The 13965-nt window shown below is 60.1% G+C and carries 9 protein-coding genes and 2 pseudogenes; 6 read left to right on the plus strand and 5 right to left on the minus strand.

Annotated features, from left to right (window positions below; translation table 11 throughout):
* Positions 1–74: 74 nt before the first annotated feature.
* The 6 genes and pseudogenes from NVV72_17820 to NVV72_17845 all read left to right on the plus strand — a co-directional run bounded on the left by NVV72_17820 (position 75) and on the right by NVV72_17845 (position 8261).
* On the plus strand, positions 75–464 hold the full coding sequence (locus tag NVV72_17820; GenBank protein ID MCR6661087.1) for a BlaI/MecI/CopY family transcriptional regulator: 390 nt from the start codon (positions 75–77) through the stop codon (positions 462–464).
* The gene (locus NVV72_17825) at positions 464–2410 is read left to right on the plus strand and encodes a M56 family metallopeptidase (protein MCR6661088.1); all 1947 of its coding nucleotides are present in this window, start codon (positions 464–466) and stop codon (positions 2408–2410) included. The genes NVV72_17820 and NVV72_17825 overlap by 1 nt, the downstream gene beginning before the upstream one ends.
* Before the next feature lie 169 nt (positions 2411–2579).
* Positions 2580–4131 (plus strand): annotated as a pseudogene (locus NVV72_17830) (AMP-binding protein).
* 42 nt (positions 4132–4173) lie between these two features.
* The gene (locus tag NVV72_17835) at positions 4174–4587 is read left to right on the plus strand and encodes a hypothetical protein (GenBank protein ID MCR6661089.1); all 414 of its coding nucleotides are present in this window, start codon (positions 4174–4176) and stop codon (positions 4585–4587) included.
* A gap of 68 nt (positions 4588–4655) precedes the next feature.
* Positions 4656–6932, plus strand: a complete 2277-nt coding sequence (locus NVV72_17840; GenBank protein ID MCR6661090.1) for a TonB-dependent receptor — start codon at positions 4656–4658, stop codon at positions 6930–6932.
* A gap of 3 nt (positions 6933–6935) precedes the next feature.
* Positions 6936–8261: a PepSY domain-containing protein gene (locus tag NVV72_17845; GenBank protein ID MCR6661091.1), complete on the plus strand. Its 1326-nt coding sequence runs from the start codon at positions 6936–6938 to the stop codon at positions 8259–8261.
* A gap of 117 nt (positions 8262–8378) precedes the next feature.
* On the opposite strand, the gene lpdA is transcribed toward NVV72_17845, so the two are convergent.
* The 5 genes and pseudogenes from lpdA to NVV72_17870 form a co-directional block, all read right to left on the minus strand.
* Positions 8379–9779: a dihydrolipoyl dehydrogenase gene (gene lpdA / locus NVV72_17850; protein ID MCR6661092.1), complete on the minus strand. Its 1401-nt coding sequence runs from the start codon at positions 9777–9779 to the stop codon at positions 8379–8381.
* A gap of 13 nt (positions 9780–9792) precedes the next feature.
* The gene (locus tag NVV72_17855) at positions 9793–11043 is read right to left on the minus strand and encodes a pyruvate dehydrogenase complex dihydrolipoamide acetyltransferase (GenBank protein MCR6661093.1); all 1251 of its coding nucleotides are present in this window, start codon (positions 11041–11043) and stop codon (positions 9793–9795) included.
* Between the two features lie 12 nt (positions 11044–11055).
* Positions 11056–12430 (minus strand): annotated as a pseudogene (locus NVV72_17860) (pyruvate dehydrogenase complex E1 component subunit beta).
* Between the two features lie 6 nt (positions 12431–12436).
* Positions 12437–13453, minus strand: a complete 1017-nt coding sequence (pdhA, locus tag NVV72_17865) for a pyruvate dehydrogenase (acetyl-transferring) E1 component subunit alpha (protein MCR6661094.1) — start codon at positions 13451–13453, stop codon at positions 12437–12439.
* A 151-nt stretch (positions 13454–13604) separates the two neighbouring features.
* Complete coding sequence (locus NVV72_17870) at positions 13605–13919, minus strand: septum formation initiator family protein (GenBank protein MCR6661095.1); 315 nt, start codon at positions 13917–13919, stop codon at positions 13605–13607.
* Positions 13920–13965: the final 46 nt, after the last annotated feature.

Consider the following 13965-nt stretch of genomic DNA (forward strand, 5'->3'; position numbering starts at 1 on the left):
ACGCTCATGGCAACCCCTCCGCATCTACGAAGATTTTCGTTGACTCAATACGAAGACCTTCGTATATCTTGTCCATGACCCAATCAGATACTCCCGCCCGCAAACCGACCGAATCCGAACTGGAAATCCTCCGCGCCCTGTGGAGCAAAGGCTCCGCCACGGTGCGCGAAGTCTTCGAGGTGCTGTCCACGGAGCGTGAAATGGGGTATACGACGGTCCTGAAAACCATGCAGATCATGCTCGACAAGGGCCTTGTGTCGCGCACCGAAGACGGCAAGGCGCACATCTATACCGCCGCCATGCGCGAGGAAGACATGCAGGGCCAGTTGCTGAAAGACCTGAGTGACAAACTGTTTTCGGGCTCCCCCGCCCTTCTGGCCATGCATGCTCTCTCCCTGCAACCGGCCAGCGATGAAGAGATTCAACTGATCAAGGCGCTCATAGAGCGCAAAAGAGGTGCGTGATGAATCCCCATATGGAAGCGCTCGGCTTTACCCTGGTACATTTCTGCTGGCAGGCCGCGCTTATCGCCGCCGCCTACAAGCTGACGGAGCTTTTCCGGCCGAACCTGAGGCCGCAGGCACGCTATACGCTCGGATTGGCGGCCCTGCTGGCCATGACCCTGGCTGCCCTGGCGACCTATATTTATGAAGAAATCCGGCTTTACCAGCCCGTGGCTGCCGGCACCGTATCTGCCTCGCCCCTGTTTGACAGCGCCCAGGCCCAGACTCTGTCCCAGAGCCTGTCGAACTGGCTGCCCTGGCTTGATGCCTTTTGGTTGATGGGCGTCCTGGCCCTGACCTTCCGCATGGCCAGCCGTCTGTGGCAGGTTCATGGCCTGAAAAAGCACGCTCAGGCAGCGCCGATCGCGGTTCAGGATCGCTTCAGCGCCCTGCTCCGTCGCTTTGGCCTGACCGGCAAGGTGCAGGTCCGCCTGCATCCCGCGATCACCGGACCGTTCGTCGTCGGCGCCTTCCGTTCGGTAGTATATCTGCCGCTGTCGGCCGTGACCTCGCTGTCGCCAGCGCAGCTTGACGCCGTTCTGTCACACGAACTGGAGCATATCCGCCGCGCCGATTATCTGTGGAACCTGGTCCAGAACCTGATCGAGACCCTGTTCTTCTATCATCCCGCCGTCTGGTGGATCGGCGCCCGCTTACGCGAACAGCGCGAACTGTGCTGTGACGATGCCGCCATCCGCACCTGCGACGATCCGATCACCTATGCCACCGCCCTGCTCAACCTCGAAGAACAGCGCCGCGGTATGCCGGCCAACCTCGCCCCGGCCAACCTTGCCATGGCCCTGAACGGCCAGGGGCGCCACGAACTGCTGTCGCGTATTTCCCGCATCCTGGGTGAAACACCGGACTCCCGCCTGAAAGTGCGTCCGGTCGCCTTCGTCCTGCTGCCCGTCATGCTCCTGACCCTGACGGCCTTCGCCGCCGCACCGGTCACCGAGGCTGCGCACAAGATATGCCCGGAAAAGACGGCAAAGGTCACCGCCACCGCCAATCTGGCCCTAGCCAGCCTGCAGGAAGCCATTACCGGCCATCCGGCACCAGAACCGCAAGTCTCGACCACTGTCGCGCCGGCTAGTGTCAGTGTGCCGGATGTCAAGCTCAACTGGTCTAATCAATCCGAAACAGACGATATCGATCCTGACGCCATCGCCGCCCAGGTCCGTGCCGAAGTCATGAAAGCCAGGGCCGATATCGCCAATGCCAAGGACATCGATATCGATCCGCAGGCTTTGGCGGCCCAGGCCCGCGCCGATGCCATGCAGGCCAAGGCGGACATGGAACGCCAGGGCATTGCGCACGATATCGATCCGGATGCCATCGCTGCCCAGGTTCTGGCCGAAACCCAGCACGCCAAGGCCGATGCGGCGCGCGTCGCCCTGCTTAACCTCGACCCCGACGCCATCGCTGCCCAGGCTCGCGCCGCCGCTGTGGCCGCCAAGGCTCAGATGGCCGCGCAAAAGGCCGCCAGCAAGGCAGAATGGGCGCGCAAGAAGGCAGAAAACCAGCGGCTGAAGGCTCCCAAGGCGCCTGTCGCACCGCTTCCGCCTGTACCGCCCGCCCCGCCAGCGCCCATAATCGAATCGCCCGCCCCGCTGGCCGAACCGCCAGCGCCCCCTGAGCCACCTGCAGCACCTACTCTATCATCATGGCATATAATTTCCCCATCACAGTCACCTGCAAACAAAGCTTATAGGGTATTGAAACCGACGATAACGGCTTATCCCATTGCGGTTCCGACGCCCGTCGTCGACACCACTTCAGCCCCAGTTATCGCACTGAATAGGCTGCCGAACGCCCATGCGGCCGCCATTCCATCGCCTGATCCCAGGTCGGAAGTCGTGATAAATGTCCGAACCATCCAAAAGGTGAAGGTCGACACCACGCCCTGATCGGTTTCTTACCGGATTGCCCGCATCTTCCCCTTTGACCTGTTCAGTTTCCATCGGCTAGTATGGTGAACAGTGGCCATTCCGATCCGAGGGTTGGAATGGCGTGATAATCAGGGTCGCCGGACCTGCCGTGTTGGCGGCGGGCCGTGCCCGAGGGGAGTTTTCGTGCATGAAGCGCGAGTTTAAGGCCAGCGACACCCAGACCTCGCTGTTTGATGCCCTAATCGAGGCGCAGAGCCGGTTCAGCGCCGGCAAGGTCATCATCGAAGACCAGGACCGCAAACCGCTGAGCTACGGCCTGTTCATTACCGGCGTCTTCGCTCTGTCACGCCTGTTGAAGCGTTACCTCGGCAATGAAGACCGCATCGGCATGATGCTGCCGACCTCGACCGGCGGCGCCGTGTCCTTCTTCGCCCTCCATGCGCTCGGCAAGGTGCCGGTGATGATCAATTTCACCGCCGGCCAGGCCAATGTGAAGGCCGCGATCCAGACCGGCCAGGTCAAGACGGTTTTGTCCTCGCGCCGCTTTGTGGAAAACGCCAAGCTCGAAGACCTGATCGAGAGCCTGAAGCCCTATGTGCGGATCATCTATCTTGATGATATCCGCAAGGAAGTATCTACGGTCGACAAGCTGTTCGCCGTCGCCGCCTCCAGGCTACCGGGCCTGTTCGTCAAAAAGACGAAAGCCTCCGATATCGGCGTTATTCTCTTTACGTCCGGCAGTTTCGGCACGCCGCGCGGTGTGGTCCTGACCCAGTCCAACCTCGTTTCCAATACTCGCCAGATCGAAGCCCATATTGAACTGAAACCCGACTGGGTCGCCTTCAATCCGCTGCCGATCTTCCATTCGCTCGGCCTGACCGGCGGCGTCATCCTGCCCCTGCTGGCCGGCCTGCGCAGCTTCCAGTACCCCTCGCCGCTGCATGTGAAGGTCATTCCGGAACTGCTGCGCGAGATCGAAGGCCTCCCTGCTGTTCTCGACGGATACCTTCGTCAACCAGTATGCCCGGTCCGGTGCGCCTGAGGACTTCAAATCGCTGGAATTCATCGTCTGTGGCGCCGAGAAGGTGCGCGACGAAACTCACCATCTTTTCAAGACCCAGTTCGGCGGCATCCCCATCCTGGAAGGCTACGGCGTGACCGAATGTTCGCCGGTAGTGGCCGTCAATTTCCCCGACAATAACCATTATGGCACGGTCGGCGTCATGCTGCCCGAAATGGAAGCGCGCCTGGAGCCGGTCGAAGGCATTACCGGTGGTGGCCGCCTGTGGGTCAAGGGACCGAACATCATGGGCGGCTATATCAATATCGAGCGCCCGGATGTGATCGAAGCGCCGAAAGACGGCTGGCATGATACCGGCGACATCGTCAATATCGACCAGGAAGGCTTTGTCACTATCCTTGGCCGCGCCAAACGTTTCGCCAAGATCGCCGGTGAGATGGTCTCGCTCACGGCCGTGGAACGCATCGCCGAGGAGGTCTGGCCGGATAACCGCCACGCCGTGGTGGCCGTATCGGATGACAAAAAGGGCGAGCGCCTGGTGCTGATCACCGACAAGGGCGATGCTGACGTATCGCGCCTGACGAACTGGGCAAAGGAGAACGGCACGCCGGTTCTGGCGATCCCTAAGAAAATTCTCAGGATCGAGACCGTGCCCGTGCTGGGGTCCGGCAAGACGGACTATGTCACCCTGCAAAAAATGGCCGAACTGGCGGCCTGATGCCGCATTGACAGCGGCCACGCTTCATCTTATGGCGCAAATATGGCCCTGACCTTTTCCACAGGCAAGACACCCCGCGATTCAGAAGTCCGCTTCTGGACGCTGCTCGCCGTGGTCATGGCCCTGCTCACGCAGATCCTGTTCCCGCCGCAGGTCATGGCCATGCCTTCAGCGCATGGTGTGCAGATGGTGCTGTGTACGTCCGGCATGGATAGCCAGCCGATCATTGACAAGGTGGTCATCAAGTCGCCTGTCAAGAAGCCGGGCCTGGCCGGCCTGAAGTGCGCACAGTGCGTGCTGGCCTCCATTACGGCCATCACCACGCCGCAGCCGATTTTCCAGCCAGCCGTCTACGAAATCTCTCACGCCGATTTCGCGCCTTCCAGCCGCCGCAGCCCAATTAAGGCGCGCGCCCCGCCTCGTCCGCATTCCTGCGGCCCTCCGTCTGAAATCTGATTCCCGAAAGCACACTCGCTGGCAGTTTCGCCGGCGTACCCTTTTGCCTGTTTCAGACGGTTAAAATCATGAAAATCAATGCGTCCAAAGCGCTCATCGCCGCGCTCATCGCCTCTGCCTCCCTGCTGCCTTTCCTACCCTTCGTCGCTCATGCGGAAACGGCCGACGCCGAAACTGGCGACATGCCAAAAGAAGTCATCGTCGTCGGCCAGAAAAACGCCCCGATCACCGTTGTGCCACGCGGTTTGTCGGTCTCTCTCGGCCACGAACAGTTCGACGCCATCAACGCCATCAATGTCGAAGACCTGATGAAATATGCGCCGAACTTCTTCGTGCGCAAACGCTTTGTCGGTGATGACAACGCCGTGGTCGCCCTGCGCGGCGCAAACACGGTTCAGAGCGCCCGTACGCTCGTGCTGGTAGATGGTTATGTTGTCTCCAACTTCCTCGGCAACCGCTACGATTATCCGCCGAAATGGAATGTGGTCGGGCCGGCTGAAATCCGCCAGTTCGATATCGTCTACGGGCCCTATTCGGCGCATTACGGCGGCAATTCGATGGGCGGCGTGGTCTCGATCACCACGGAAACACCAAAGAAGACCGACATGTACGGCTCCGTGCAGGCATTCACTATGCCGTTCAGGGAATATGGTTTCGACCAGACATTCAGCGGCTATTCGGTTGAAGGCGGGCTGGATTACAAGGCGAAGACTTCCGGTTGGTCGGCGCGCGCCTCGTTCCGCCATTTCGAGAATACCGGCCAGTCCATGACCTATAACCTGCTGGCCAAATCGAGCACGGCCGGCACCTATACCCCCGTGACCGGCGCCTATGTCGATGATCGTCTGGCCACGCCCGTTTTCGGCGCCGCCTCACCGGTAGATGTCACCCAGGACCAGGCCCGTCTGCGTGTCGGTTATGCCTGGGATAATGGCTGGAAGCTCGATGCGCTGGCCATGCTGTGGCAAACAAAACAAAATCTCGACAATCCGGTCTCCTGGCTGGTTGATGCCAATGGCAACACCGTCCTGCCCACTGCCGCCGGCACCAAGGTCAGTTTCAATGGCGTCAACTATGTCGCCAAGGGCACCACATATTCCGGCATGGACCGCCTTGAGACCCTGACGGGCCTGCGCCTCTCCGGAAACTGGAGCGGCTGGGACGTATCGGCCAACCTGTCACATTACGATATCGGCAAGTGGCAAAGCCGCACCTCATTGGATCTGGTCAGCGCCGCCGGCCAGCGGACGCTTTACAACCACCCTGGCTGGTGGACCTTCGATGGCACGATCGAACAGACACTCGGCCGTCATGATCTGGCTTTTGGTGTGACCTCCAACCTCTACCAGACCGATGCCAGCACCTATAATACAAGCCAATGGCGCACGGCCACCGATCCGGTTTTTGCCTCGCGCACCCTGGGCAAGACGTCGATTACCGGCATCTTTGCTGAAGATGCCATTGACTTGGGCCGCGCTGTCCTGACCCTCGGCGGTCGTTATGACGACTGGCGCGCTTTTGACGGCGGCATCAGCTCGGGCGGGGCGCTGCAATATTACCCGGATCGTCATGACAGCGCCTTTTCCCCCAAGGCCAGCCTGCAGGGCGACGTCGGCCCCTATAATTTGCAACTGAGCCTGGGCACAGCCACACGCTTCCCCACGGTCGGCGAACTGTTCCAGGGCAAGATCAATGCCGGTCAGACCACCATCGACCCCACCAGCTTCGATCCAAACCTCAAACCGGAAGTCTCACACGATATCAGCCTGATTGCCCGGCGGCACTTTGATCGCATTACCCTGACCGGCAGCCTGTTCAACCAGTCGATTGATGACGCCATCTTCAGCTATCAGGGTATCCTCGACGACGGCACGGTGGTCTCGCGTTACCAGAATATCGACCGTATGAACCAGTCTGGTGTCGAACTGATTTTCGAATCGCACGACCTGCTCATTAATGGCCTGACGATCGAAGCCAGCACCTCCTGGATGGATGCCCGCACCGAAAAGAACAGCACCGCGCCGAGTTCCGAAGGCGTGCAGTTCCCTCGCATTCCGAAATGGCGCAGTAACGGCAATCTGCGCTACGCCTTCACGCCAAAGCTGAAAGCCTCCATCGGCTGGCGTTATGGTTCACGGCCCAATTCCGACCTGTTCGGCCTGGTGCGCGGCGATGCCTATGGCTACCAAACGGAGTATTTTTTCCTCGATACGCGCATCAGCTATGACCTGACCAAGGCCACGCAGATCAGCTTCGGCGTAGATAACGCCAATAACGATCAGGCCTATGTGTCGCACCCCATGCCGCAACGCAGCTACATGCTGGAACTGAAGTATCGGAACTAAGGCATGGAAAAAGAAAAACAAAAGGTTATCGACTATCGCATGTTCTGGCGCTGGCATTTTTATGCCGGACTGGTGTGCATACCGTTCATTATCATCCTGTCGATCACCGGCCCGATCTACCTCTTCAAACCGCAAATCGAGGCCGCCATTGATGCGAAATACGATCACCTGGCCTTTGCCGGCGCGCCGCAACCGGCGGACGCAATCGTCAAGGCCGCGGTAGCTGCCGTACCGGGTTCACGCTTCAAGGCCATCGAAGTCCGGCCGGATGCTCATGATGCTGCACGCGTCATCGTCCTCAAAGGTGATGACAAAATTCGTCTCTACGTTCATCCAAAAAGCCTGAAGATACTGAAACAAGTCCCTGAAGACGCTCGCTTTATGGAGGTCGTCAAAACCATCCATGGTGAACTGTTTGCCGGCCGTTTTGGTCAGGTCATTGTCGAACTTGCGGCCTGCTGGGCCATCGTCATGATCCTGACGGGGCTTTACCTGTGGTGGCCGCGCGATATCAAAGGCATCGCCGGGCTGCTTTATCCTCGCCTCAATATGGGCAAGCGCATCTTCTGGCGCGATATTCATGCGGTGGTCGGCATCTATGTCTCGGCGCTGGCGCTGTTCCTGCTGCTGACTGGCCTGCCCTGGACCTATGTCTGGGGCAATGTCTTCAAGTCTGTCCGCGCCATCGCCAGCCCGGCACCAGTGGCCCAAGCCTGGAGCCAGGGCCGCGCCGACGAGAAGAAAATGCTGAAAGCCGAAGGCACGGTATCCACCGATCTAAGTCGGCTGGATGCCCTGCTCGATACCGCCCGCGCGCTGAACCTGCCCGCGCCGGTGACGCTTAGTGCACCAGCCAAAGGCGATACTTTATGGAAGCTGGCCTCCGATACCGGCAACCGCCCACAGCGCGTCACTATGATGATTGATCCCACCATGCTGGAGGTGATCAGCCGCGAAAACTTTGCCGACAAGAAGCCGCTCGATCAGGCCGTGGGGTATGGAATCGCCGCCCACGAAGGCCAGTTGTTCGGTCCGCTCAACCAGGCATTGGGCGTTCTGACGGCGCTCGGTCTGATGACCCTGTGCGTCAGTGCCGTGGTCATGTGGTGGCAGCGGCGACCTACTAACCGGCTTGGCGCGCCACAGCTTTTACCCGACGAAAAGCTGGCGCCCGGCCTGGCCCTGATCATTATCGTATTAGGTATCTTCCTGCCGGTGCTGGGCTTAAGCCTGATCGTTGTTGGCTTGCTCGAATGGTTGGTTTTACGTCGCATTCCTGCGGTGCGTGACTGGCTGGGCCTGAAAGCAAATGGGGCGTGGGGTCTGTGACCCCACAAACCTTGCCTTGTTCCAAAGAAAAACCCGGTCTTTTGGACCGGGTTTTTCTTTGGAATAGAGAAGACTTGGAGCCCCAAGAACGTTCTTTGGCCCCAAACCACATGAGTTTTACAGATTGATCATCCGGCCATCGGCGTCGAGCGAGGCTTCGAGAATCGCTTCCGACATGGTCGGGTGCGGGAAGACGGTGCCCTGCAGGTCTTCTTCGGTTGCTTCCATGGTGATGGCCAGGCAGAAGCCCTGCACCATTTCCGTGACGTTGGCGCCAATCAGGTGCGCACCCAGAAGCGCGCCGGTCTTCTTGTCGAAGATCACCTTTACGAAGCCACCCGGCTCGCCGGCGGCGATCGCCTTGCCGTTGGCCTTGAACGGGAAGCGGCCGATCTTGATATCCAGGCCCTTTTCCTTGGCGCCCTGCTCAGTGATGCCGACTGAGGCGACTTCCGGGGTGGCATAGGTACAGCCAGGGATCGGCGGATTGAGATTGGAGAGCTTCTTGCCGGCCATATAGTCGGCGGCATGGACGGCTTCGTGGCTTGCCTTGTGGGCCAGCCAGGGCGGTCCGGCGCAGTCGCCGATGGCGTACAGCCCTTTCACGTTGGTCTTGCCGTGGCTGTCGTTCTTGATGTGACCGCGGTCCATCTCGACGCCCAGCTTTTCCAGGCCGAGGTTTTCGGTGTTGGCCACGATACCGACAGCGACGATGCAGCCTTCGGCCTCTAACACTTCAGCCTTGCCGCCAACCTCAACCGAGACCTTCACGCCGGAAGCGGACTTCTCGACCTTGGTGACTTTCGCGCCGATGCGGAATTTGAAACCGCGTTTCTCAAAGGCTTTTTGAGCCTCAGCGGAGACTTCCTTGTCCTCAACCGGCAGGATGCGATCGAGCGCTTCCACCACGGTAACGTCCGCGCCCAACGACCTGTAAAAGCTGGCAAATTCGATCCCGATGGCGCCCGAGCCGATGACGACCAGCGACTTCGGCATGCGGTTGGGCGACAGGGCGTTGCGGTAGGTCCAGATGCGATCGCCGTCCGAAACCGCGCCGATGGCGGGGATTTCACGGGCGCGGGCACCGACGGCCAGCATGACGTTCTTGGCGTCTACAACCTGCTCGCCGCCTTTGTTGAGCTTGACGCGAACCTTCGGCGCATCCTTGCCCGGCTCCAGCGTGGCGAAGCCCTCGATCACGTCGATCTTGTTCTTCTTCATCAGATAGCCGACGCCGCCATTGAGCTGCTTGGCGACGGCGCGCGAGCGCGCCACCACCTTCTCAAAGTCGAAGCCTGGCTTTTCACCGGTCAGGCCGTAATCACCGAGGTGATTGATCTTGTCGAACACCTCGGCCGATTTCAGCAGCGCCTTGGTGGGAATACAGCCCCAGTTCAGGCAGATACCGCCAAGCAATTCACGCTCGACGATGGCGACTTTCAGGCCGTTCTGCGAGGCACGGATCGCGCCTTCATAACCGCCCGGACCGGAACCGATCACAACGAGATCATAAGTCATTGTTTTCAGCTCCTTACGCCAACATCTTGATAGGATCTTCGATCAGCGGCTTGAAGGCGCTGATGAACTTGGCGCCAATCGAGCCATCGACGACGCGGTGATCGCAGGTCAGGGTCACCGACATGACCGTGGCCACGGTGAGTTGTCCGTTCTTCACGACCGGGCGTTGCTCACCCGCGCCGACCGACATGATGCAGCCCTGCGGCTCATTGAGGATAGAGGTGAAGGTCTTGATACCAAACATGCCGAGGTTGGACACCGAGAAAGTGCCGCCCTGGAATTCTTCCGGCTTAAGCTTGCGCTCACGCGCGCGTTGCGCCAAATCCTTCATTTCCTTCGATATCTGCGCCAGCGACTTGGTCTCGGCCTTGCGTACGATCGGGGTGATCAGGCCGCCATCGATCGCCACGGCCACGGCCACATCGGCGTTATGGTGCATGGCGATGCCTTCAGGCGTATAGCTGGCATTGGCTTCAGGCACTTGCTTAAGTGCCAGGGCTACCGCCTTGATAATCATGTCGTTTACCGAGACCTTCACGCCCTGAGATTCCAGCGCTGTGTTGATCTTGGTGCGCGCCGCCAGCAAGTTGTCAAGTTCGATATCGACGGTCAGCGGGAAGTGCGGGATGTCGCGGAACGACTCGGTCATGCGGCGGGCAATGACCTTGCGCATGTTGTCGAGCGGCACGAGATCGTAGGAACCGGCCGGAATGCCCAGTTGCTCCAGCGATTGCACCTTGCGCGGTTCAGCGGTCGGGGCAGATGCAGCAGGTGCCGCCTTGCCCGTACCACCAGCCAGAGCGGCTTCAATATCGCGCTTGATTACGCGGCCATGCGGACCAGACCCCGGAATGGCCTTCAGGTCGAGCTTGTTAATCTCGGCCAGGCGGCGGGCCAGCGGCGAAGCGGCCACGCGCGCACCAGAGGCGGCAGGCGCAGCGGCCACTGGCGCGGCGACCACGGGTGCCGGAGCAGCAGCAGCCTTGGGCGCTTCCACAGCCGCGGCCTTCGGCGCCGGTGCAGCCGCATCCCCAGACAGGCGGGCGATCGGGGTATTGACCTTCACGCCTTCGGTGCCAGCCTCGACGAAGATAGCCTCAATCGTGCCTTCATCGACGGCCTCGACTTCCATTGTCGCCTTGTCGGTTTCGATTTCCGCGATCACGTCGCCGGCGGAGACAGTGTCTCCCACCTTGACGTGCCACTTGGCCAGAATGCCCTCTTCCATCGTAGGAGACAGGGCCGGCATCAGGATATCAGTCATGCTGGGCTTCCCTTACTTGTACGAGACTTGGCGGACGGCGGCGATGATCTTTTCAACGCTGGGGACCGTCATGGCTTCCGAGGTTGGCGGCGTAAGGCATCGGCACATCTTCCTGGTGGACGCGGGCCGGTGGGGCATCGAGATCATCGAAAGCCTCGGCCGTGACGCGGGCGGCGACTTCGGCGCCGATGCCGCAGGGGCCCCAGCCCTCTTCGACCGTGACCAGACGGTTGGTCTTGCGGACCGAAGCGACGACGGTATCGGTATCGAGCGGACGCAGGGTGCGCAGGTTGACGACTTCCGCATCGATACCCTCGGCTGCCAGTTGCTCGGCGGCCTTCAGGGCGAAGCCGACCATGCGCGAGTGCGCGACGATGGTGACGTCCTTGCCTTCCTTCTGGATCTTGGCCTTGCCGATCGGCAGGACGAAATCCTCGATTTCCGGCAGGTCGAACTCGTTGCCGTACATCATCTCGTGTTCGAGGAAGACGACCGGGTTCGGATCGCGGATGGCCGCCTTGAGCAGGCCCTTGGCATCGGCCGCGTCATACGGCGCAATGACCTTCAGGCCCGGCACGTTGGCGTACCACGACGAATAGTCATGGCTATGCTGGGCGGCGACGCGCGAAGCGGCGCCGTTCGGACCGCGGAAGACGATCGACGACTTGATCTGACCGCCGGACATATAGAGGGTCTTGGCCGACGAATTGATAATGTGATCAATGGCCTGCATGGCGAAGTTAAACGTCATGAACTCGATAATCGGTTTCAGGCCGGCCATGGCGGCGCCCGAACCGATACCGGCAAAGCCCATTTCGGTGATCGGGGTATCGATGACGCGGCGGTCACCGAACTCTTCCAGCAGGTTGCGGGAAACCTTGTAGGCGCCCTGGTACTGCGCCACTTCCTCGCCCATCAGGAAGACCTTGTCGTCGCGGCGCATTTCCTCGGCGATGGCGTCGCGCAGGGCGTCACGGACGGTGATCTTGACGGTCGGCGTGCCTTCCGGCCACTCTGGTTGAGAAATGGCCGGCAGCGATTCCACCGGCGCGGCGGCGGGCTTGGCAGCGGCTGGAGCAGAAACCGGTGCCGCTTGAGGCGCCTCAGCGGCAACAGGCGCGGGCGAGTTTTGCCTGGTGGCGCTTGCCACCCCACCTTCGAGACGGGCAATCGGCGTATTGACCTTGACACCTTCGGTGCCGGCATCAACCAGCAGGGCTTCGATCTTGCCTTCATCGACGGCTTCGACTTCCATCGTCGCCTTGTCGGTTTCGATTTCGGCGATCACATCGCCGGCGGATACAGTGTCGCCAACCTTGACGAGCCACTTGGCGAGCGTGCCCTCTTCCATGGTCGGAGAGAGCGCGGGCATGAGAATATCAGTCATCTGGGATTATGCCTCAAGATAAACGTCGGTATACAGTTCGGACGGATCGGGTTCCGGGCTCGTCTGGGCGAAATCGACCGCTTCCAGCACAATGGCTTTCACATCGTTATCGATCGCCTTGATCTCGTCCTCGGCCACGCCGGCCTGTTGCAGCATGGTCTTGATGTGGTCGATCGGGTCGCGGGTCGCCTTGACCTCATCGACCTCGTCCTTGGAACGGTACTTGGCCGGATCGGACATCGAGTGACCACGATAGCGGTAGGTCTTCATTTCGAGGATGTACGGGCCCTTGCCGGAGCGGGCGTGCTCGGCGGCGCGCTCGGCGGCGTCCTTCACCGCGAAGACGTCCATGCCGTCCACCGTCTCGCCGGGGATGCCGAACGAGGCGCCGCGTTGCGACAGGTTGACCGTGGCAGAGGCGCGGGCCAGCGAGGTGCCCATGGCGTATTCGTTGTTTTCGATTACATACACGACCGGCAGCTTCCAGAGCTGGGCCATGTTGAAGGACTCGTAAACCTGGCCCTGGTTAGCCGCGCCGTCACCGAAATAGGTGAAGGAGACATTGCCGTTCTGACGATAGAAGTCAGCAAAGGCCAGGCCCGTGCCAAGCGAAACCTGGGCGCCCACAATGCCGTGGCCGCCGAAGAAGCCGGCTTCGATGTCGAACATGTGCATCGAACCGCCCTTGCCCTTGGAAGAGCCGCCGATCCGGCCGGTCAGTTCCGCCATGACTTCTCTGGGATCCATGCCGGCGGCCAGCATGTGGCCGTGGTCGCGGTAGCCGGTGATGACCTGGTCGCCCTTTTCAGCGGCGGCATACATGCCAACGGCGACGGCTTCCTGGCCGATATAGAGGTGGCAGAAACCACCGATCAGACCCATGCCGTAGAGTTGGCCGGCGCGCTCTTCAAAGCGGCGGATCAGCACCATTTCCCGGTAATATTTCAGCAGGTCGTCTTTGGAGACATTGCTCAGCTTCTTGCCAGTATCGGTTTTGCTGTCTTTCTGGGCGGCACGCGCCATGGACATCTCCCATAACAAAAACTACGGCCGATTTATATCCGGCCTTGAAACATAGCGGCCCTCTGCACTCGCGCGGAAAGCCCGGCGCAGCAAATCAAAGGCTCCCCTCCTTTATGAGAAGCCTGCCTTCGCGTAAAGGGCTAAAGAAAGGTCAGGAGTTAGCGTTCTGAACGATCGGGCCACGGATAACGTAGGCTTTCGGCTCGGAAAGACCCAGCAATACGCGGGCACGCTCTTCAAGTAAATCTTTTGACAAATTATCCGTGCGCAAGTATTTGGCGCGCGCTTCAAGATCAGCGCGTTCAGTTTTAAGCTGTGCAAGCTGCTGCTCTTTAACCACCATCTCGTGGTTACGCGCTTCCTGGGAAAAGAAACCCTTATCACCCGTCAGGTACTGAACGCATACATAGGTCAGTACAAGCGTAATTATGGCGGTAGGCAGGTATGGCCTCAGACGAAAAAACACTACTCAAGCCCCTTCTGGACTGCGGCAACACGTAATGGCCTTTTTT

Source organism: Asticcacaulis sp. (assembly GCA_024707255.1).
Classification (GTDB): Bacteria; Pseudomonadota; Alphaproteobacteria; order Caulobacterales; family Caulobacteraceae; genus Asticcacaulis.